The organism is Roseovarius sp. JB2-10, assembly GCF_055693585.1.
This window is the reverse complement of record NZ_CM146337.1, coordinates 37,112-56,229: the sequence shown is the minus strand read 5'-3', so window position 1 is coordinate 56,229 and position 19,118 is coordinate 37,112. Positions and strand designations below refer to the sequence as shown.

Below are 19,118 nucleotides of genomic sequence, written 5' to 3'. Positions count from 1 at the left end.
CCCCTACGGAGACTGAAATGAGCCTGACAGCTGACACGATGGAACTGCGCGAGGACGACATTGCCAAGCATTACGATGCGGCAACGGCGATGTTGAATGGCTTCGATCACACCCCCCGGATTGCCAAACCGGTCGAGGAGGCGGGAGAAGAAAAATCCGCCGGTCTGGGGACGCGTCGCCGTTTTCGCACCACCACGCCGGGCTTGGTCACACGCTCCACCGCGCGGGCCGAAGGGGTCCGGTTGATCGATCGCATCGGGGCGGCGGATGGCGATGATCCGTTGGTATCGCCCTTGCAGGCCACGTTGATGCATGCGCTGCGCCGTGCGCTGGCGATTGCACTGGCCGTGGGCGAAAACTATGCCGAGGCCACGGGGCTGGCCGATCTGCGCCGGGCCAACCTTGCGGGCTCGTTGGCGTCAGATCGCAAAACCGAGTTTTCGGAACTGATGGCTGCCGAGGCACTGGCGGTTGGACATGTCTTTGCAAATGCCGCGGCATTTTTACTGGGGCCACATGGGTCGGAAGTGTCGGTCGAGCTGGGCGAGGTCGAGGAGGTTTTGACAGACAATGCGCAGCTCGCCCTGCATGGTGCGCTGTGGGAATTGGACCAAAACCTGACAAAACACGCGAGTGATGATGCCCGGTTGGTGGCCACGGTCAGCGCCTTCGCTGAGCAGTTGATGGAAAAGATCGCATTGCGTGCTCAGAACGCTGCGCGGCTGGAGCCCTTTACCGGCGCCAGTTGGCGGATCGAGGCGGATGATCTGACAATCCGTGGGTTTGACGCTTCGGCCAAGGGCAAATCTTCGACCCTCACGATGACCTTCAAAAAGCCGCATGAGGTTGTGGGCAACCACATCGCCAAATATCAGGCGATGAAGCTCGCCAAGATGCTGATGGCCTATGATTTTGACCGCCGCCTGAACCCCTTTGCCGAATTGGGCGGCTTCATCTTTACCTTCATGGGCGACGGCAAGCCGGGCACGGGTAAAACGACGCTGATCCAGATGATGGCGGGGCTTATCCAGGGCTATTGCCAGAATGCGGATGTTCCGTTCCGCTATCAGAACCTGAGCACGGAAAGCATCGACAGCTATCAGGGCAAATCGGCGCAAAACGCCAAGGCCTTCATCAATAACGTGATTGATCCGTCGGTGATCGGCTTCGGCACGATCGACGATATTGACCAACTGGCAGGCAAGCGTGGGGATCGCCAATCAAGCGCCGGGCAGCTTGAGATCACCGCCGTGCTGATGGAAAGTTTTGCGGGTGCCAACACGGTTGTGCGCGGCAATTGCACCTTTGGCATGTTCTCGAACTATCCCGAAAACGTCGATGACGCGCTGCGCCAACGGGCCGGGGCGCGTTTTCTGGTGGATGGGCCGATCACGCGGGATGATTATATCGACATCCTTTATCTGCTGATGGGCAAGAACCACGACATCCCCCTCGGCGAGCACGAGGTTTACGCCGCGCAGGAGATCAAGAAAGCCGTTGCGGCATCGTTTGAGAGCCATTCGAAACCCCATGAAGAGGGGCTCTTGCGCGTCTATGAGGCCGTGGACAAGAAAATTGGTAAGCTCGACACAATCGCCAAACTGGGCACATACCTGAAGGGCATTCAGGAGGCGGATGAGCGCTTCACCGGCCGTGCGATCAAGAACATCACAGACGCGGTCAAAGTCCGCGCGATGGATTTTGAACTGCCTGATGAATGGATGGAAAATCCTGATCTTTTCCTGCGCAAGGATTACGACACAAAAAAAGGCATGATCGAAGAACTGCGCCAGCCGATTACGGTCGAGATGGTCATCCAGGAGATCAACCGCTACGCCGATTCCGAATTCCGCTACGCCGACAAGTCAGATGAGGTGGCGATTGAGAACGCCGTGCGTGACATGGGCCGGATGGAAGAGGCCAAGCGGCGCTATCTGGCGGGTAAATCGTAATGGCCCTTGCCGCGTTCTTTTTGCTTTTCACGACGGCATTGGTGTTCAGCATCAAGCTGGGCGTTGAACACAGCACGCGAAACGAAGGGTCAAAGATCAAAAACTTCTTCTTGGGCCTGGGCAAAACCGCCTTGTGGCAATACGTGGCCGTGGCGTTGACCGGCGCATTTCTGATGCTGATGGGATCGGGCAGTTCGGTGGCCGAATTGATTGCCTTCAGCATTGGTGTCACCATCCAAAGTGCGTTTCTTTTCATACCATTATTTGGGTTAACATTTGTGCTGGCGCCAAAATTCCGGAAGCCTCAGACATGACCACGCGTATGGATATCCGCGCAATTGTCAGTTTTTGTGTGCTGGTCCCTGCTGCCTTTGTGGCGGCAAGTTTTGCACAAGGATCGGCCTGGCTCAGTTTTGTGCCGCCCCCGACGGATTTGGTACCAGACCCCACGCCTGATACCGATGCCAGCAGCGCGTTGGCGCTCTATCAATCGGCATTCACGGCTTGGGCCGCGTTGATTTTGTTGCTACCGGCTTATTGGTTTTATCTGACAAAGGGCGCGGGAAGCGCGTGGCTGGCCTTCTGGGCAGCCTCCTATGCGGCCTATCTGGTGCATCTTTATGTGTCGGCTTTCATGTTTTTTGGTGGCGATTTTGCATGGATGACCAGCTCTTCGCGGGTCAGTGCCTTTTGGCCCGGGATGGCGTTGATTGTCTGGTGGGCGATTGATCTGATGCTGGCCATGCGCGGTGCGGATGCAGCATGGGTGAGGGTTCAGAGGGTCGCGTTGCATCTGGGTACATTTGTTTTGTTTTTTGGCGGCTCCGCCATCAAGGGTGAAACGCTTGGGATCAAAACTCTTGGGATCGCCTTTGCGCTGACCGCACTTGCCGGAATTTTAATGGCAAAACGCCGGAGGAATGTCTGATGGAACGCCTCATTCGATCTGGCCTGATGTTTGGCAATCTGGTGCACATTTCGTCGCCTGCGCTGGTGGAGCGGTATAACCGCGCGCTGCAACTTCTGACTGGGAAATCCACGCAACTCACTGATTTCTATATTGATATCTCTGGGTATTCGCCTGAGATCGGGCACGAGTTGGGCGATCCTTTGTATCTCAACCATGCGGGGGTCAACCGGCAGTTCATATTGCTGACCACGGATCAGAAATCGGCACCGCTGCTCGATATGAAATTCTCGACCTCCTATGGCATTTTGCGGCAATTCATTGCGGAAAACGAGCCGGCTTTGTTTGCTCTGACCGCACGCGACGTGGTGGCCGGGGAGCTGGTGAACTCTGTTTATGATATGTCCACGCCTGTGCGCCTTTTCGATATCCGGCGCATCAAGGTTGAGGCCGACACGGTCGGGGGCGCGTTGAAACAGGCGGATGCACTGGACGACAAGGTCAGCCGTTTTATGAACGAGGAAGACGCGTGGTTTGACGACGTGTTGATTGCGGAAATGATCACCCTTGCCGGGGAAACCGGGGATGTGGTGCGCAATCCGATCGATCTGCGGCAGATGAGTTTCGACCAACGCAATTTCTGGACAGAACATTTTGGCGGTACGTATCTTTTTCAGGACGTGCCGCATCCCGCGCTGATCACGGGCGGTACCCCATCTGAATTTGTGCAGTTGCCGATCAAATATGCATTTCATCTGGAACAGCGAAACCAGATTGCCAAGTTCCTGGAATATAACGAACTGGCCGAGCCGATTGCCAAGGCCCGAGGCATTGATGCCGGTGCCATCCTGCGCCAGAAAATGGATTTCATTCTGGTGGACACGCTAGCGGGGCAGGGCATCGTGCTCAAAGGGCGAACCCGTGCCGATATGCGCCGCCTGGCCCGGCAATATGCGCAACACCTGCCGGAAGAGTTCCACATGCTGGCGGCATTGGTGAACTGGGCGGAAAACGGCGGGCCATGGCCGCGGATTGCCTCAGACAGCCCGGCGTATTTTTACACGCTGCGGGCGTCGAACCATCCGGATGCGGATCTGGTGAACATGCTTCTCAGCGAGTTGTCCCCCAAGGATATCCGGCAGCTCTTTATCTGCCACAAGCCGCTTTTTTATGACCGATACGCCACGTGGAGCGCGGAAAAGAAGGATTTTGTCGTCGAATTTCTGGTGAATGAGTATCAGATGGATAAGGTTGGCACCCGCAAGGCGTTGTTTGGCCACGAGGCTCCGAAACGGGTGGACGATTTGATTGCCCGCGTGGGACCTTGGGGCGCGGTGAGGAGGTAGATCATGCTGGCATTGGGCCGCCTGATGGTGATTGGGTTCGTCGTTTTGACGATCATCTACGTGTGTTTGTCTTTCTATTCCCGCGCGGTGCGCCGCAGCAAATTGAAGACATGGTGGGAAGAAGAAGGGCGTCCGGGTGATCTGGATGCTTATATCGATAAGGGCCTGGAAGAATATGATGGCTCACTGCGGCGCAAGCTGATCCTGGGTGTCTATGTCGTGCCGGTTTGCGTCGTGACCCTGATCATCTATCTGACGAATTTCCATTAGGCGGGGGCGGTTATGAAATATGTGAAATGGGCGTTCTGGACGGTCTTTTGGATCACTGTCGCCGCGATCTTTCACTACACGTTGCCGCAAAACGATATCGCGCGGGTCACGGATACCTATGAAAAGCGGATCGATTTTGGCGAGAACTCGATCTTTTGGGCCAGCCCGGACGTAGGCGCGGATCAGGAAACCATCAACCGGGATGTGTTTTTCATCCAGACCAAGCGTGCCAGCGGTGGGGTCATGGTGTATCGCAACGAAGACACCGGGTGGCGCTGGCCGCCCTATTTCAAATTCGACACCTCTAATCTACAGGCCGAAGCGGCGGATCTGAAATCAGGCGTAGAGGCGCCCAAATGGGTCGCGATCAAGCACTATGGCTGGCGCAATGAATTCCTGTCGATCTTCCCCAATGCCGTTGGCGTGCGCGAGGTCTCGGGGCCTGATGCCAGTACCGGAATTCCCTGGCTCAATATCCTGATCATCGTAACGTTTCTGGCCATATCCTTTGCCATCTGGCGGCGGTGGCGGCGTTTCAGGGCGGCGCGGATTGACCCTGTGGTGGATGACATTCAGCAAGGTTTGGAGACGGCGGGTGACACGATCACCGAGCGTCAATCGCGGGTCAAAAGATGGCTGGGGACCTGGCGCGCCAAATAGTTGGGCGACCGGGCAAGCCTGACCGTTGCATCACGCGACGTTTCTGCGGATGATGCGGGACCGCGCTAGCTAGGAACCTGCTCATGAGCCAATTGCAAACCGTCCTTGCCGCCATCGATGCGGCCAATGCCAAAGACCCCAATGCAGCGGAGGGAACACCTGATGCGTTGCTCTACGGGCAGCGGATGAGTGCTGAGTTGGACCGGCTTTTCCCTGACGCCAGCGATGCCTTGCAGATTGCTGCGCGCGGGCAACATATCGAACGCTGGATTTTGCAGAGGGCGGAGTATCCCGAGGGGCGCGAGGGATATCTGACATGGCGGCGCGATCTGGCAAAACATCACGCTGATCGCGTCGGTGCCATCATGCAGGAGGCCGGGTATACATCCGATCCGATTGATGCCGCAGGGCGCATGTTACGGAAGGAAGGGATCAAGCGTGATGATGAGGTGCAGGCGCTTGAAGACGTGATTTGTTTCACATTTCTAAAATGGTATTTCGAACCGTTTGCCAAAAAGCATCCGCATGACAAGGTGGTGCGGATCGTTGAAAAAACCGCGCGGAAGATGTCAGCGGATGGGCGCGCGCGGGTGGCGCGTGAATTTGATCTTCCTGCAGATTTTGCCGCAGCCTTTTAGAACTAGGCCCGGCCACTTTTGCGGTGCGCCACTTGTCTGGCCAAAAGAACACGCCAGATAAGGCCCACAAGCCCACTCATGCACCGCAAGGTGCACAGCTATCAAAATGTGAAGCGCGACCATGACAAAATCCGCAATCATAGTAAGCCACGGCCAGCCTTCGGATCCTGGTCCTGCAGAGGCCGATCTGGCCATTCTGGCAAAGCGTGTCGCGGCGCATATGCCCGATTGGCATATTGGCAGTGCCACGCTGGCCCAACCTGGCGCGCTGGATGCAGCCGTGGCGCGCGCACACGGCATACCCCTGATCTACCCGCTTTTCATGACGGACGGATGGTTCGTGCGATCCGCGCTGCCCAAACGTTTGGGGGATACGCAGGCGCGTATTTTGCCACCGCTTGGCGTTGATCCCGGTTTGCCCGATCTGGTGGTCAATTTCCTGAATGCTGAATTGGCCCAACGGGGCTGGAGCGTGGGCGAGACACAGCTTTTGGTGGCCTCGCATGGCTCCGGACGCAGTCCGAATTCGAAAGAGGCGACGGAGGCGTTTGTCACCGGATTGGCCGCGCGGATCGGGTTTGGCCAGATAAAGACAGGGTATGTCGAAGAAGAGCCGTTTTTTGGTGAGGTGGTTCAAGCCGCCACAGCGCAGTCGCTGTGCTTGCCCTTTTTTGCGGCCTATGGCGGGCATGTGAAGGAGGACATCACCGATGCGCTCAACGACGTTGACTATCAGGGGGCGTTGCTTGATCCGATTGGCACGTTTGCGACGATCCCCGCCTTCATCGCCGATAGCCTGCGCGATGCGGCAATGTCGGGCGATGTGGCAGAAGAGGGAATGTTGAGAGTGCGGTGACCCGCATACGCGCGTTAGGTACTGTTTTTTACGAAATCTTCGAAGGCGCGCAATGTTGCGCTGCTGACGTGATGCTCGATCCCTTCCGCATCGCGCGCGGCGACATCCTCGTCAATGCCAAGGGCCATCAAAAAGGACAGAACCGTCTGATGGCGCGCGCGGCAGGCATTGGCCAGCTCTTCACCGGCATCGGTCAGAAAGATCGACCGATAGCGTTCACGCCGGACCAGCCCGTCACGGGTCAGCCGCGCGATATTCTTGGTCACGGTGGGCGGCTTGACCCCCAGACGTTCGGCCATATCCACCGGGCGCGCTTCGCCGGTCGCTTCAATCAGCTCCGCAATCAGCTCCACGTAGTCTTCGGCCATTTCGCTTTCGTGGGCCTGACGGACACGTGCAAACCCATCGGCCTGGGCGTCCACAGCGCGATCATCGGGACGCGCCTCTTCCGGCGTAACACCATGCAAATCTGATGAATTTTCGCTCATATTCCCACCCTAGTAACTTTTTTGTGCGATTGACAACTCATTACCCAATGCTAGATAGTTTAGCCAAGGCTAACTTTTAAGAGATGCATTCATGAAATCCCTGCGTTTATTGCGAAAAATGGCAGTTTGCGGTGTTGCACTGATTCTGGTGCCAGTGCTGTTTACGGCCCAAATCGCGCATGCGACAGCAACAAAAGAAGCCCCGTGGCTGCCCGAAGCTGCGGCATACCGTCTGACGTTGTTTTTGGGCAATCTGGCGCCGGTACCGTGGGATCAGGTGCAAGATGCATGGGAAAACCCCTATCGTGGGTCGGAATTTGAACACGGTGCATTTGAGCGGCTGACGCAAAAGAGCGCGCTGGATATTGGTGCTATTAAACGCGCGATTGCCGCACAAGACCGTCAGGAACTATTCGCCTCCTCAACACGGTTAATTGCCAGCCGTATCGTCGAAGAATTGGATCGCGCGCTTTCTGCAGACACGCCAGCGGTGGCACAGATGGCCATTGCCGAGGGGCAGGAACTTTACCGTGCCTTTGCGGATCATATCGCAGCGACGGACCGAAGCGGTGCGCGCGAGATTGGACGTGCATGGCTGGAGATGAACAGCGCCGCCGGCAGCGCAGGCGTTCTGGGCGCGGGCACGCAAGATAGCGACGCTGATGTAATGCGCGCGGCGCGTGATGTGATTGCGGGCTACCTGTCGGAGAATTACCTGTTGGGGGCGTTCCGGACCCGCGCGCAGCTGACTGCCGTGCCGGAATCGGTTGTTGTCAGCGGGGGTGATGTGTCGGTGCCGCCGACGCTGCCACCGGGCAGTGACATCTTCGATCAGGACCCGCTGCCGCGTCTTGTGCTCAAATTCGAAGAGCAGGGTATCGATGAAAAGGACCTGCCGCTGATCGCCTACGGTGACATGCTCTTTGACAGTGCCGAAATCTTTGGGGATCCCGCGCGCAGTGTGGGTCTTGCCTGTTCGGTTTGTCACAACCGTTCGGACATCAACAACCGTCTCTTTATCCCCGGGGCCAGTCATCAACCGGGCGCCATCGACGTGGACGGCGCGTTTTTCAACCCGATGTTCAATGACCGCCGCGATGATCCGATTGATACACCCTCCCTGCGCGGGTTGCGCTTTACCGGGCCATACGGGCGCGATGGCCGCTTTGGCAGCCTGCATGATTTCACGCGCAACGTGATCGTGAACGAATTCGGCGGGGCGGAGCCGACGCCTTTCATGCTCGACGCGCTGGTGGCCTATATGCAGGAGTTTGATTTCCTACCTAATTCCATGCTGACCGCCCAAGGTGAGTTGACTGATCTTGCGCCGGAGGCGGCGCACCGCGGTGAAGAGATATTCAAACGCCCCTTTGCCCAGATGGATGACCAATCCTGCGCCAGTTGTCATATCCCATCGGCCAATTTCCTGGACCGCAAGGCGCATGACATCGGCTCGGTGCATCCAGCTTACGAGGGCGCGCGCGCCGGTGCGCTGGACACGCCCACATTGCTCAGCAGCGCCTATACCGCGCCGTATTTCCACGACGGATCACTGCCCACGCTGGCCTCGGTTGTGGATTGGTTCAACGATACCAAGGGGTTGGAGTTGTCTGATGGCGAACGCGCTGATCTGACCGCCTATCTTGAGACGGTGGGCGCGGGCGATGAACCCTTTGAGACCTTCGATGAGCGCAACACGCCTTTCCGGCTGGCGTTTGAAGAGCTGACTACCTTCGCCTCGACCCTTGATACGTTGCTGCCCAAGCGCGACAGCTATCACATACTGGTTCTGACGGACACGGTTGCCGGTGATCTGGCGGCGGATGCCAGCACCATGTCGAACCTTGCCGAGCGTCCGGGCATCTACCGCATGGCGGAGCTACTCGATGCCGTGGGGCAGGCGGTGCGTGACGAAGACTGGCCGGCAGCCGAGGCGCATTGGACAGAGTTCAAGGCGATTACCGAAGATATCGACGAAAGGGTGTACTGATGAGCATGGTACGTCGTGACTTTCTGGCCCTTGCGGCGGCGGCCTCGTTGACGGCTCTGCCCGCCTTTTCACAGGGCAACGCCCTGAAACTGGCATTCATCCCACAGGAAAACCCCGAAAAGCTGTTGGGTGACATCGAAACGATCACCGGCTGGCTGTCTGAACAGGTGGGCGTGCCGGTCGAGGGGTTTGTGACCTTTGATCACGCCGCGGCGGTTGAGGCATTGCGTAACGGTGACGCGGATATTTCCTTTATGGGCGGGTTGCCTTTCGTGCTCGCGGAAAAGGAAATCGGTGCTGTGCCGCTTTTGTCCGAAGTCTATCGGGGCGCGCCCACCTACACGGGCCGGGTATTCGTGCGCAAAGATAGCGGGATCAAAACGCTGGCGGATTTGCGGGATCGCGATATTGCCTTTGCTGATCCAATTTCGGAATCCGGGTATATGTACCCGCTGGCGGAATTCGAAGAGGCGGGCCTGATTGATGCACCAGATCGCGCCGACGAGTTCTTTGGGCGGGTATTCTTTGCCGGTGGATATCAACAGGCGATGCAGGCGGTAGCGGCCGGTTTGGTGGATGCGGCCGGGGCCAGCCAATATGCTGATCTGTTGCTGACACCTCAGCAACAGGCCGAGATCACATGGATCGCCGAAAGCCCGGCCATCCCCAGCCATGTGGTGATTGCACGTCCCGGACTGGATGCGGATCTGACCGAACGTTTTACCGCCGCGATGATGCAACTGAACGAACCAGAGCATCGGGCCAAGCTGGCCTATTTATACGGGCCAGATGGCTATGTACGCGCCGATAGTGCCGCCTATGACGGTGTTCGCGCGATGGCCCGCCGCTTTGGCCTTGCACAGTAAGAGATTTGAACTTGTGACGAACGCCATTCATATCGCGGATTTGAGCCTCCATCACCTGGGGGCCGAACATGGGCGTCCCGCCTTGTCGGATATCAATATCCGCGTACAGGCGGGTGAATCCGTCGCGCTTCTGGGGGCGTCGGGTGCGGGGAAGACCACCTTGCTGGCGCTTTGTGACGGGCGGTTGCGCGGGTGGCGCGGGCAGGTCGATGTGTTGGGCCAACCGCACTCTCCGGACCGCATTCCGCCACGCACAAGTCGCATAAAAACAGGTTTTGTTTTTCAGGAATTCGCGCTCGTGGAGCGCAGCAGTGTTGAGCGGAACGTGTTGAACGGCCGTCTTGGACGGATGCCCGTGCTATCTGCTTTTCTGGGTCGAAGCAGCGCGCAAGACCGCAGTGCGGTGCATAAAGCCATGACCGAGGCAGGTATCGCAGATCTGGCCCATCGCCGGGTCGACAGCCTGAGCGGGGGGCAGCGCCAGCGCGTGGCCATTGCCCGATGCCTGGCGCAGGAACCTCAACTGATCCTAGCGGATGAGCCTGTCAGTAACCTAGATCCGGCCCGTGCCGATGACATTCTGGGGCTGATCACCGGTGCGGCCCGCATGCGGGGGGCGACCAGCGTGTTCAGTTCCCACCAGCCTGATCTGGCCATGCGCTATGCGGATCGTGTGATCGGTTTGCGCGATGGCAAGGTTCAGTTTGACCGCGCGGCCGACAAGGTCACCCAGCAAGACATTGCGCAAATCTACCACGAGGGTAGCAATGACGTGCCCACGCCGCCCAAACCGGGCCTGCGGGTGGTCAGCTGATGCGTGCGCGCGAAACTGGCGGGTTCACCTTGACCCTGTTGATCGCCGGCGCGGTGATCTGGGCCATGCTCTCCACCCAAGTGGACCCGGCACGGCTCCTCAGCTCAGGCCCGCGCATTGCCGAGTTCATGGGGCGCATGTGGCCGCCATCGCCCGAGATTATGGATGAGATCATCAAGGGGTCTGCGGAAACCCTAAGGATTGCCATTCTGGGCACATTGGGTGCTGTCATCGCCTCGATCCCTTTGGGCATTGCGGCTGCGGAAACCATGGTGCCGGGCTTTGTCCATCGGCCCGTGCGGGTGGTTTTGGCATTGATCCGGGCCATTCCGCTGATCCTGGTGGCAATGTTGATGGTCGGCGCCGTTGGTCTGGGCCCGCTGCCGGGGATCATTGCTGTGGCGTTTCATGCCACCGGCATGTTGGCCAAGTTCTATGCGGAGGCGATTGACGGCGTGGCACGCGCGCCGGTAGAGGCGCTTGAAAGTGCCGGGGCGGGGCCGCTCTTGCGCCTGCGCCATGCGATCTGGCCGCAGATGGCGCCGGTGGTGGCGCGCGATACGATCTTTCGCTTCGAGCTTAATTTGCGCGAGTCGCTTGTATTGGGCGTCGTCGGGGCGGGTGGGATCGGATTTTACATCCAGACCTATGTGCGCTCATTCCAATACGACAAAGCCGCCAGCGTGACCCTTGCCGTTATCTTGATGGTTGTGGCGATTGAGGCCCTGAACGTCGCATTGCGCCGCCGCTTTTCCTGAGCCTTGGCCGTGCGCGCCGCGTGGCGGCACGGTTAGCAGGTCGCCCTCGCCTTTATCCGCCATCCAACGCTCGGGCCTGCCAAGCAAAACGGACCTTCACGTATTTCTGGAGATAGGGACCATCGCGGTGTCGGTGGGGCAATGCTGCCCACGAAAAAGGCGCGACATCTGCATGCCGCGCCTCTTTATCTATGTCAGTTGTGCTGCGGTTCAGCCGCGGCGACGACGCGAGATTGCGCCCATGCCGACGAGACCGGACAGAAGCATCCAGCCTGCTGCTGGAAGCGGTACTGCACCACCTGTGCCGCCATCATCCAGTTCCGCACGGAACAGGAAGTCGTTGCAGCACTTGTCTTGGCGTACCCAGCCACGACCAACGAGGCCTTCACCAGGGTTACCCGACAGACGGTGACCGTCGTTCAGGAACGCAAAGTAAGTGCCCCAGCTGTTCTTTTTGGCACCGAGAGCCAACGATTCATCGCCGAGCGATACCGAACCGTTGCCATTGCCGGCTTTGTCTTTGAACGTGCCGGCGCCTTTATCGGTCAGACCGGTCATGTCGTAGACAACGTTCCAAAGAGCACCAAAAGTTTTGATGCCGCCGACCAAGCCGAGGCTTTCGCGAACGGTACCAACGATTTTGGCTGTGCCAGCGACGTCATCATAGATGAGCTGAGCTGATGCACCGTTGCCGAATGAGAAGAACTTGCCTTCTGCATCCAGACGCAGACCATAGTCATGGTTTGCAGCTTGCGAACCATTTCCATGGTCCGAGAGGTTGTACGTAAACGTGGCCGCATAGGCCGATGCCGTGCCAAGTCCGAAGACCAAAGCGGCGGCGAGTTTTAGTGATTTGAAGAACACTGGTATGTTACCCCCATTATTTCACTGGTTAGAATTGATAGTTACGCAAGCGAAGTTTTAGTTTAATCGGGCGTTAACAGGCAAGGGGAACTGGTACACAATTTAGTCAAATTTTCGCGCTTTAACCGAGAATTTCGCAACAATTTGTGTGTTTTGGACGGCATTGTTTGTCGGATGAACACAAGGTGGCTTTTCTGTACGCTACTTTGACGTGAAGTGTCGCTCAGACGTGAACATTTAACGTGTGGCAGGCGTTTACCGTTTTCGGCGCTTTACATTGCCGCCGCGTTGGCCCGGACGCCCCGCTGTTGAACGCCCTTTTTGACGTGTTGCGGCCTCGCTGGCGGCCTCGATTGCGGATTGTCGCGCCAAGGGATCATCGGCCACGGCAAGGTCCACCGCTTCAAGCCGTTTCACCTCATCTCGCAACCGTGCGGCCTCCTCGAATTCGAGGTTTTCCGCCGCTTTGCGCATCTCGGCGCGCAGCCCGTCCAGATGCGCCTGAAGGTTGGCGCCGTGCATCGGCTTGTCGACATTTGCCGTGACGCGGTTCATGTCCACGTCGCCCTTGTAGAGGCCTGCCAGAATATCCTCGACGTTCTTTTTGACCGTTTCAGGGGTGATGCCGTTGGCTTCGTTGTAGGCGATCTGTTTGGCGCGGCGGCGGTCGGTTTCACCCAAGGCGCGTTCCATCGATCCGGTGATGCGATCCGCATACATGATCACGCGGCCCTCCGCGTTACGAGCGGCGCGTCCGATGGTCTGAATGAGCGAGGTTTCCGAGCGCAGGAACCCTTCCTTGTCCGCGTCCAGAATGGCGACAAGACCGCATTCCGGAATATCGAGCCCCTCGCGCAAGAGGTTGATCCCGATCAGAACGTCGAAGGCACCCAGACGCAAATCGCGAAGAATTTCAATTCTTTCAAGGGTATCAATGTCGGAGTGCATGTAGCGCACGCGGATGCCCTGTTCGTGCATGTATTCGGTCAGGTCTTCGGCCATGCGTTTCGTCAAGGTCGTAACCAGCGTACGGAAACCATCGGCAGCGACCTTGCGAACCTCGTCCAGCAGATCATCCACCTGCATTTCGACGGGGCGGATCTCGACCATCGGGTCCAGCAGGCCTGTGGGGCGGATCACCTGTTCGACAAACACGCCACCGGTCTGTTCGATCTCCCATTTGGCGGGGGTGGCCGAGACAAACACAGATTGCGGGCGCATCGCGTCCCATTCCTCGAATTTGAGGGGGCGGTTATCCATGCAGCTGGGCAGGCGGAAGCCATGTTCCGCGAGGGTAAATTTGCGCCGGTAGTCGCCTTTGTACATGCCGCCGATCTGCGGCACGCTGACATGGCTTTCATCGGCAAAGACAATCGCGTGATCGGGGATGAACTCAAACAGAGTGGGCGGCGGCTCGCCAGGAGCGCGTCCGGTGAGATAGCGGGAATAGTTCTCGATCCCGTTGCATACGCCTGTGGCTTCCAGCATTTCAAGATCGAAATTCGTCCGCTGTTCCAGCCGCTGTGCTTCCAGCAATTTACCTTCGGAAACAAGCTGATCCAGCCTGATCCTCAACTCTTTCTTGATGCCGATGATCGCCTGCTGCATCGTTGGCTTCGGTGTCACGTAATGCGAATTGGCATAAACACGGATCTGTTCGAACGTATCAGTCTTTTCACCGGTCAAGGGATCGAATTCGGTAATTGATTCAAGTTCTTCTCCGAAGAAGCTCAGGCGCCATGCGCGGTCCTCCAGGTGCGCCGGGAATATTTCCAGGCTGTCGCCCCGTACCCGGAACGATCCGCGCTGAAAGGCCTGATCGTTGCGGCGGTATTGCTGCGCCACAAGGTCAGCAATCACCTTGCGCTGGTCGTAGTCTCCACCGACTTTCAAGTCTTGGGTCATCGCCCCGTACGTCTCGACCGACCCGATACCGTAGATGCAGCTGACCGAGGCGACGATGATCACATCGTCCCGCTCCAGAAGCGCCCGCGTCGCCGAATGGCGCATACGGTCGATCTGTTCGTTGATCTGGCTTTCTTTCTCGATATAGGTGTCCGAGCGCGCGACATAGGCTTCGGGCTGGTAGTAATCATAGTAGCTGACGAAGTATTCGACCGCGTTATGGGGAAAAAACCCTTTGAATTCCCCGTAAAGTTGCGCGGCGAGTGTTTTGTTCGGCGCGAGGATGATCGCGGGACGCTGCGTTTCCTCGATAACCTTGGCCATTGTATAGGTCTTGCCCGTGCCCGTGGCCCCCAGCAAAACCTGATCCCGCTCGCCCTCATTCACGGCCTGTGACAGCTCTGCAATCGCCGTTGGCTGATCACCGGCGGGCTGAAACTCGGTCTCCATGACAAACGCCTTGCCGCCTTCCAGCTTCAGCCGCTCACGGATGTCCGGCGCGGCGGCATGCATCAGCGCGTCTTGTTTGTCGGAATGGGCATAGGGCATGGGCAGATCCTCTGGCTCTGACCACATTTGATATTATGGCCCGCAAGTTCAAGCCCCGTCCCGGCATTGCCGACAGGATCAGTCAGTAGGCTCTGGCGTCAACTTTATGGATTTCAGGATGCCGAGCGCCCAGTCGCGATCCGATGCGTTGGCACAGGTTATGGTCAGGATGGCAACGGTTCCCTCTGCCTCTACTGTTGCTTTCAGTTTGAATTCATCGTTTTGCTCTGAGTTCCCAGCGACAAATTCAGCGCGGTAATGATAGCCGTCAACTGTTTCTGAGTATTCGGTATCGTGTTCAAGGGCCGGGCCATCCTGACTGTCTGGCGAGGGATCATAGCTCAGGCTTGAGAAATAGATGCTGCGATCGCCCCACCACCAGTTCAGGTTGCTGTCCTCCGCCTCAAAATCGAAATATCCTGGAACAAGGAGGGTCCAGTTGCCGGTTCCCCGGCGTCGTAACATCCGCTTTTTATAGCCTATCCCGGCGGCAGCGGGCGCGATGACATCTTCCGCTGAAAGCAAGGCTCGTACTTCGGATTGCCAGGGCAATTCGATATCTTTCGTCAGGTCGAGTACGGTCTGGGCAACCAACTTGTTCCTGTCGTCCAATGGTGCCGCCCAAGGGAATTCCAGCCACAACAACGCTTCGGCCAGGTTTCGCCTGGTTTTTGCTGTCAGTTCTCTATCCCAGTAGATAAAGCACTCGTCGGCGACGAACTTCTCGAAGAATGCCCGGGAACGCGGTCCCAACGGGGTCAATGCAAACTCGTGCATGTCTGAAACGTCGAGGTCAAGCGGAAGTCCGATGCGTAAGTTGCTCATGCCTTCGTCGGCATATTCAAGAAGCGTACGAGCAATGGCTTCAGCCTGTTTTGCATTCTCCTGTTGCAATGCCCCGAAATCCTGACTTGAAAAGTATCCGGTCTCGTCAAAGGCATCTTCGCTTTCCTGCCATTCAAAGCCGTTTTGCCTAGCAATTTTTTGCAAAGCTCGGACAAGGTGCGCGTGATAGCCAGGGCCGAGCGTCGATGTCTTGGAAGAGACGCGCAGCAGCCTGTTTTCCACTGAAAACTCGACGTCTTCCTCTAAAGGTGTGGGGCGGCAGTATAGTTTGCCGTCATAGTCGCTTTGTTCGTAAAGGCGGTGCATCGGTCCCGGCAGCGGCAGCGTTTCCCAGGTCCACTGCGAAACCTTTTCGATTGAGAAGTAAGAGGTACGTAGAAATCGGCGCGGCGGGCGGGCGACGAGCGATAGACCAAGTCCCAATCTCAAACCTTTCAACGACAATCTTAAGAGTGACACCATGGCGATTGCGGCGATGGGGAGCAAGCGGAAATGTGAAGGATATAGACGTCGAATTAGACTGTCGGTGTTCCGTGGCAATTGCATTATTTCAGTACTTGCCGCGCGGCACTGATTTTGGGATAACGCTTGCACCTACAGGAGTTTGCCCATGCCCGCTCGTATCTACAAACCTGCCCGCAATGCGATGCAGTCCGGCACCGCCAAGACCAAGCATTGGGTGCTGGAATACGTGGCCGATGAGGCGCGCAGCGTTGACCCGCTGATGGGCTGGACCTCATCGTCGGATACGCAGGCTCAGGTCAAACTGCGGTTTTCGTCGAAAGAGGCGGCATTGGAATATGCCGAGGAAAATGGCATCGATGCGGTGGTTCAGGAACCAAAGACACGCAAACCCAACATCCGTGCCGGTGGCTATGGCGAAAACTTTGCCACCAATCGTCGGGGTGCGTGGACGCACTGACCCACAATACCCGTTGCGCCATTTCGACGCTTTAATCTGAATATTGCGGTATTGACCCTGATCAAGGTGCGCGACGTCAAACCATGCTTTGCCCTTTCATGACAATATGAAGGAGGCGCATGATGACCAAACCGACAACCAAGACCAACCCAGGGCCCGCTGCGGTACCTGAACCGGCGGAGGCCGACGATCACAACAGCCTGCGTATGGCGTTTGAGAATGGCAAATATCCCTATGATACGAAATTGGGCCGTGGTCCCTACGAAGATACCAAGGCCAAGATTCAAGCGGAACTCTTGAAAGTTCAGCACTGGGCGCAGGAAACCGGTCAGAAGTTTGTGCTGTTGTTCGAAGGGCGCGATGCGGCGGGCAAAGGCGGTACGATCAAGCGGTTCACCGAACATCTGAACCCGCGTCAGGCGCGCGTCGTGGCCCTGAACAAACCCACCGATGAAGAGCGGGGTCAGTGGTTTTTTCAACGCTATATCAGCCATTTACCGACGCGCGGGGAAATGGTTTTCTATGACCGCTCCTGGTACAATCGGGCGGGAGTTGAACGTGTGATGGGCTTTTGCGAGCCTGCCGAATATCTGGAATTCATGCGCCAGACGCCGGAACTGGAACGGATGCTGGTGCGCTCCGGCATCCGGCTTTACAAATACTGGTTTTCGGTCACCCAGGACGAACAGATACGTCGATTTGACAGCCGCGCGACCGACCCTTTGAAGCAATGGAAGCTGAGCCCGATCGACAAACAAAGTCTGGGCAAGTGGGATGATTACACCGAGGCGAAGGAGGCGATGTTCTTCTACACCGACACCGCTGATGCGCCGTGGACGGTGATCAAGTCGAATGACAAGAAACGCGCACGCCTCAATTGCATGCTGCATTTCCTGAGTTCGCTGGATTATCCTGGCAAGGATCCCGATATTGCCATGTCACCGGATCCGCTGATCGTCAGTACGGCGCAGCACGTCGTGCATCAGTCCGAACATATTTTGGGCACGGCCTTGCATCCGGATCAACGCAAGGCCCGCTGACGCCGTGTGGCTTGAAAGCCGCCCTCTGGGCCGGAGTTTGCCGGTTTGATCCCGACCTGTCTTGCCACTGTCGCACCGCAGGCGTAGGGCGGGGGCATGCAACAGACTCAGGGATATCGCCACCACGCGAAGCGTGTGTTGACGCTTGGCGTGCCGTTGATCGGCAGCCATCTGGCGCAGTTCGCTGTGACCCTGAGCGATGCGGTCATGCTCGGGTGGTATTCCATCGAAGCGCTGGCGGCCGAAGTTCTAGGCGGCACGCTCTGGTTCGTGCTTTTCATCATGGGGTCGGGTTTTGCCTTTGCCGTCATGCCGATGGTGGCCGCCGCTTATGAGGTCGGGGACGAAACGCAAGTCCGCCGTGTCACGCGCATGGGGCTTTGGGCGTCCAGCATTTTTGGTCTGGCGGTGTTGCCGCTTGCGATCTGGTCCGAGGCACTCTTTCTGGCGCTCAAACAGGACCCAGAGATTTCGACCATGGCGGCGGAGTACCTGTCATTGGTCGGGTGGTCGATCCTGCCTGCGCTTTTGGTGATGGTGCTGAAATCCTTTCTGGCGGCGCTGGAGCGCACGCAGATTGTCCTGTGGGTCACGGTTGGGGCCGTCTTTTTGAACATAGGCGTCAACTACCTGCTGATTTTTGGCAACTGGGGTTTCCCGGAAATGGGCATTCGCGGTGCCGCTGTGGCATCGTTGAGTGTCAGCATCGCTTCTTTGCTGGTTCTGGTGATCTATATCATGTGGGTCACGCCGCAATTCGCGCTTTTCCAGCGGCTTTGGCGGCCCGATTGGGAGGCCTTGGGACAGGTCTTCCGTGTGGGCTGGCCCATTGGGTTGACCAATCTGTGCGAGGTCGGATTGTTCGCGGCGTCATCGGTGATGATGGGCTGGCTCGGCACGCTTGCCTTGGCCGCCCATGGGGCAGCTATACAGGTCACTTCCGCCGTTTTCATGATCCATATGGGTCTGAGCAACGCAGCGACGGTTCGAGCTGCCCAAGCCTATGAGCGTGGTGACAATCGCGGGCTGCGCGACGGTGCCACGGTAGCAATTGGTCTGTCGCTCCTGGCGGCCAGCCTGACCGTTCTGGGCTTTTTGATTGTGCCTGAATTCCTGATCGGCCTCTTTATGCATCCCGGTGAGCCTGACCGCGCCGCGGTCATCGCCGTTGGCGTGGGGTTGTTGGCGGCGGCGGCACTTTTCCAATTGGTGGATGCCGCGCAGGTCATGGCGTTGGGGTTATTGCGCGGCTTGCAGGACACCAAAATCCCGATGATCATCGCCGCGGTCAGTTATTGGTTGATCGGTGTGCCCGCCAGCTATGTGCTGGGTTTCACCTGGGGCTTTGGCGGTGTCGGCATCTGGCTGGGTCTGGCCGTGGGTCTGGCGCTGGCCGGCGTGCTGATGATGGTGCGTTTCTGGGGATGGTCCGCCAAGGGCTGAATGT

The 19,118-nt window shown here is 57.7% G+C and carries 19 protein-coding genes; 15 read left to right on the top strand and 4 right to left on the bottom strand.

Features of this window, described 5'->3' with window-relative positions; all coding sequences use genetic code 11:
- The first annotated feature begins 17 nt into the window (after nucleotides 1-17).
- From ACZ1HJ_RS00260 to ACZ1HJ_RS00225, 8 genes are all read left to right on the top strand, one after another.
- Nucleotides 18-1,952 carry an AAA family ATPase gene (locus ACZ1HJ_RS00260; protein ID WP_472720371.1) on the top strand — a complete coding sequence of 645 codons (1,935 nt, stop codon included), beginning with the start codon at nucleotides 18-20 and terminating at the stop codon, nucleotides 1,950-1,952.
- Nucleotides 1,952-2,266 (top strand): hypothetical protein, encoded by a 315-nt coding sequence (locus tag ACZ1HJ_RS00255; RefSeq protein ID WP_472720370.1) that lies wholly within the window; start codon nucleotides 1,952-1,954, stop codon nucleotides 2,264-2,266. Before ACZ1HJ_RS00260 ends, ACZ1HJ_RS00255 begins: the two co-directional genes overlap by 1 nt.
- Nucleotides 2,263-2,880, top strand: a complete 618-nt coding sequence (locus ACZ1HJ_RS00250) for a hypothetical protein (protein ID WP_472720369.1) — start codon at nucleotides 2,263-2,265, stop codon at nucleotides 2,878-2,880. The genes ACZ1HJ_RS00255 and ACZ1HJ_RS00250 overlap by 4 nt, the downstream gene beginning before the upstream one ends.
- Nucleotides 2,880-4,205: a DUF6638 family protein gene (locus ACZ1HJ_RS00245; RefSeq protein ID WP_472720368.1), complete on the top strand. Its 1,326-nt coding sequence runs from the start codon at nucleotides 2,880-2,882 to the stop codon at nucleotides 4,203-4,205. The genes ACZ1HJ_RS00250 and ACZ1HJ_RS00245 overlap by 1 nt, the downstream gene beginning before the upstream one ends.
- A gap of 3 nt (nucleotides 4,206-4,208) precedes the next feature.
- The gene (locus ACZ1HJ_RS00240; protein ID WP_472720367.1) at nucleotides 4,209-4,475 is read left to right on the top strand and encodes a hypothetical protein; all 267 of its coding nucleotides are present in this window, start codon (nucleotides 4,209-4,211) and stop codon (nucleotides 4,473-4,475) included.
- A 12-nt stretch (nucleotides 4,476-4,487) separates the two neighbouring features.
- Entirely contained in the window at nucleotides 4,488-5,135 is a 648-nt protein-coding gene (locus ACZ1HJ_RS00235) for a DUF1523 family protein (protein ID WP_472720366.1), read from the top strand.
- Between the two features lie 83 nt (nucleotides 5,136-5,218).
- Nucleotides 5,219-5,773 carry a DUF4202 domain-containing protein gene (locus ACZ1HJ_RS00230; RefSeq protein ID WP_472720365.1) on the top strand — a complete coding sequence of 185 codons (555 nt, stop codon included), beginning with the start codon at nucleotides 5,219-5,221 and terminating at the stop codon, nucleotides 5,771-5,773.
- Between the two features lie 121 nt (nucleotides 5,774-5,894).
- The gene (locus ACZ1HJ_RS00225; RefSeq protein ID WP_472720364.1) at nucleotides 5,895-6,629 is read left to right on the top strand and encodes a sirohydrochlorin chelatase; all 735 of its coding nucleotides are present in this window, start codon (nucleotides 5,895-5,897) and stop codon (nucleotides 6,627-6,629) included.
- A gap of 14 nt (nucleotides 6,630-6,643) precedes the next feature.
- Here the strand turns inward: ACZ1HJ_RS00225 and mntR are convergent, their stop codons facing one another.
- Nucleotides 6,644-7,117, bottom strand: a complete 474-nt coding sequence (gene mntR, locus ACZ1HJ_RS00220) for a manganese-binding transcriptional regulator MntR (protein WP_472720363.1) — start codon at nucleotides 7,115-7,117, stop codon at nucleotides 6,644-6,646.
- A 91-nt stretch (nucleotides 7,118-7,208) separates the two neighbouring features.
- Here mntR and ACZ1HJ_RS00215 point away from each other — a divergent pair, with 91 nt between their 5' ends.
- Genes ACZ1HJ_RS00215 through phnE form a run of 4 tightly spaced genes read left to right on the top strand, consistent with a single transcriptional unit; the run spans nucleotide 7,209 to nucleotide 11,545 of the window.
- Nucleotides 7,209-9,107, top strand: coding sequence for a cytochrome c peroxidase (locus tag ACZ1HJ_RS00215; protein ID WP_472720362.1), 1,899 nt, complete (start codon nucleotides 7,209-7,211; stop codon nucleotides 9,105-9,107).
- Entirely contained in the window at nucleotides 9,107-9,973 is an 867-nt protein-coding gene (locus ACZ1HJ_RS00210) for a phosphate/phosphite/phosphonate ABC transporter substrate-binding protein (RefSeq protein WP_472720361.1), read from the top strand. Before ACZ1HJ_RS00215 ends, ACZ1HJ_RS00210 begins: the two co-directional genes overlap by 1 nt.
- 13 nt (nucleotides 9,974-9,986) lie before the next feature.
- Entirely contained in the window at nucleotides 9,987-10,787 is an 801-nt protein-coding gene (locus ACZ1HJ_RS00205; RefSeq protein ID WP_472720360.1) for a phosphonate ABC transporter ATP-binding protein, read from the top strand.
- Nucleotides 10,787-11,545, top strand: coding sequence for a phosphonate ABC transporter, permease protein PhnE (gene phnE, locus ACZ1HJ_RS00200; RefSeq protein ID WP_472720359.1), 759 nt, complete (start codon nucleotides 10,787-10,789; stop codon nucleotides 11,543-11,545). Before ACZ1HJ_RS00205 ends, phnE begins: the two co-directional genes overlap by 1 nt.
- Before the next feature lie 210 nt (nucleotides 11,546-11,755).
- Here phnE and ACZ1HJ_RS00195 read toward each other — a convergent pair whose 3' ends face one another.
- The 3 genes from ACZ1HJ_RS00195 to ACZ1HJ_RS00185 form a co-directional block, all read right to left on the bottom strand.
- Complete coding sequence (locus ACZ1HJ_RS00195; protein WP_472720358.1) at nucleotides 11,756-12,409, bottom strand: VPLPA-CTERM sorting domain-containing protein; 654 nt, start codon at nucleotides 12,407-12,409, stop codon at nucleotides 11,756-11,758.
- Nucleotides 12,410-12,664: 255 nt separating this feature from the next.
- Nucleotides 12,665-14,863 carry an excinuclease ABC subunit UvrB gene (gene uvrB, locus ACZ1HJ_RS00190; protein ID WP_472720357.1) on the bottom strand — a complete coding sequence of 733 codons (2,199 nt, stop codon included), beginning with the start codon at nucleotides 14,861-14,863 and terminating at the stop codon, nucleotides 12,665-12,667.
- 78 nt (nucleotides 14,864-14,941) lie between these two features.
- The gene (locus tag ACZ1HJ_RS00185) at nucleotides 14,942-16,132 is read right to left on the bottom strand and encodes a hypothetical protein (protein ID WP_472720356.1); all 1,191 of its coding nucleotides are present in this window, start codon (nucleotides 16,130-16,132) and stop codon (nucleotides 14,942-14,944) included.
- 187 nt (nucleotides 16,133-16,319) lie between these two features.
- Between ACZ1HJ_RS00185 and ACZ1HJ_RS00180 the strand changes: the two genes are divergently transcribed.
- The 3 genes from ACZ1HJ_RS00180 (at nucleotide 16,320) to ACZ1HJ_RS00170 (ending at nucleotide 19,114) form a co-directional block, all read left to right on the top strand.
- Complete coding sequence (locus ACZ1HJ_RS00180; protein WP_472720355.1) at nucleotides 16,320-16,631, top strand: ETC complex I subunit; 312 nt, start codon at nucleotides 16,320-16,322, stop codon at nucleotides 16,629-16,631.
- A 122-nt stretch (nucleotides 16,632-16,753) separates the two neighbouring features.
- Nucleotides 16,754-17,671, top strand: coding sequence for a polyphosphate kinase 2 (ppk2, locus tag ACZ1HJ_RS00175; protein WP_472720354.1), 918 nt, complete (start codon nucleotides 16,754-16,756; stop codon nucleotides 17,669-17,671).
- Nucleotides 17,672-17,767: 96 nt separating this feature from the next.
- Nucleotides 17,768-19,114 carry an MATE family efflux transporter gene (locus ACZ1HJ_RS00170; protein WP_472720353.1) on the top strand — a complete coding sequence of 449 codons (1,347 nt, stop codon included), beginning with the start codon at nucleotides 17,768-17,770 and terminating at the stop codon, nucleotides 19,112-19,114.
- Nucleotides 19,115-19,118: the final 4 nt, after the last annotated feature.

What these genes read in the sequence shown, in the direction of transcription:
- ACZ1HJ_RS00260 (WP_472720371.1), top strand. Translation starts at nt 18, where the DNA reads ATGAGCCTGACAGCTGACACGATGGAACTGCGCGAGGACGACATTGCC.
- ACZ1HJ_RS00255 (WP_472720370.1), top strand. Translation starts at nt 1,952, where the DNA reads ATGGCCCTTGCCGCGTTCTTTTTGCTTTTCACGACGGCATTGGTGTTC.
- ACZ1HJ_RS00250 (WP_472720369.1), top strand. Translation starts at nt 2,263, where the DNA reads ATGACCACGCGTATGGATATCCGCGCAATTGTCAGTTTTTGTGTGCTG.
- ACZ1HJ_RS00245 (WP_472720368.1), top strand. Translation starts at nt 2,880, where the DNA reads ATGGAACGCCTCATTCGATCTGGCCTGATGTTTGGCAATCTGGTGCAC.
- ACZ1HJ_RS00240 (WP_472720367.1), top strand. Translation starts at nt 4,209, where the DNA reads ATGCTGGCATTGGGCCGCCTGATGGTGATTGGGTTCGTCGTTTTGACG.
- ACZ1HJ_RS00235 (WP_472720366.1), top strand. Translation starts at nt 4,488, where the DNA reads ATGAAATATGTGAAATGGGCGTTCTGGACGGTCTTTTGGATCACTGTC.
- ACZ1HJ_RS00230 (WP_472720365.1), top strand. Translation starts at nt 5,219, where the DNA reads ATGAGCCAATTGCAAACCGTCCTTGCCGCCATCGATGCGGCCAATGCC.
- ACZ1HJ_RS00225 (WP_472720364.1), top strand. Translation starts at nt 5,895, where the DNA reads ATGACAAAATCCGCAATCATAGTAAGCCACGGCCAGCCTTCGGATCCT.
- mntR (WP_472720363.1), bottom strand. Translation starts at nt 7,117, where the DNA reads ATGAGCGAAAATTCATCAGATTTGCATGGTGTTACGCCGGAAGAGGCG.
- ACZ1HJ_RS00215 (WP_472720362.1), top strand. Translation starts at nt 7,209, where the DNA reads ATGAAATCCCTGCGTTTATTGCGAAAAATGGCAGTTTGCGGTGTTGCA.
- ACZ1HJ_RS00210 (WP_472720361.1), top strand. Translation starts at nt 9,107, where the DNA reads ATGAGCATGGTACGTCGTGACTTTCTGGCCCTTGCGGCGGCGGCCTCG.
- phnE (WP_472720359.1), top strand. Translation starts at nt 10,787, where the DNA reads ATGCGTGCGCGCGAAACTGGCGGGTTCACCTTGACCCTGTTGATCGCC.
- uvrB (WP_472720357.1), bottom strand. Translation starts at nt 14,863, where the DNA reads ATGCCCTATGCCCATTCCGACAAACAAGACGCGCTGATGCATGCCGCC.
- ACZ1HJ_RS00180 (WP_472720355.1), top strand. Translation starts at nt 16,320, where the DNA reads ATGCCCGCTCGTATCTACAAACCTGCCCGCAATGCGATGCAGTCCGGC.
- ppk2 (WP_472720354.1), top strand. Translation starts at nt 16,754, where the DNA reads ATGACCAAACCGACAACCAAGACCAACCCAGGGCCCGCTGCGGTACCT.
- ACZ1HJ_RS00170 (WP_472720353.1), top strand. Translation starts at nt 17,768, where the DNA reads ATGCAACAGACTCAGGGATATCGCCACCACGCGAAGCGTGTGTTGACG.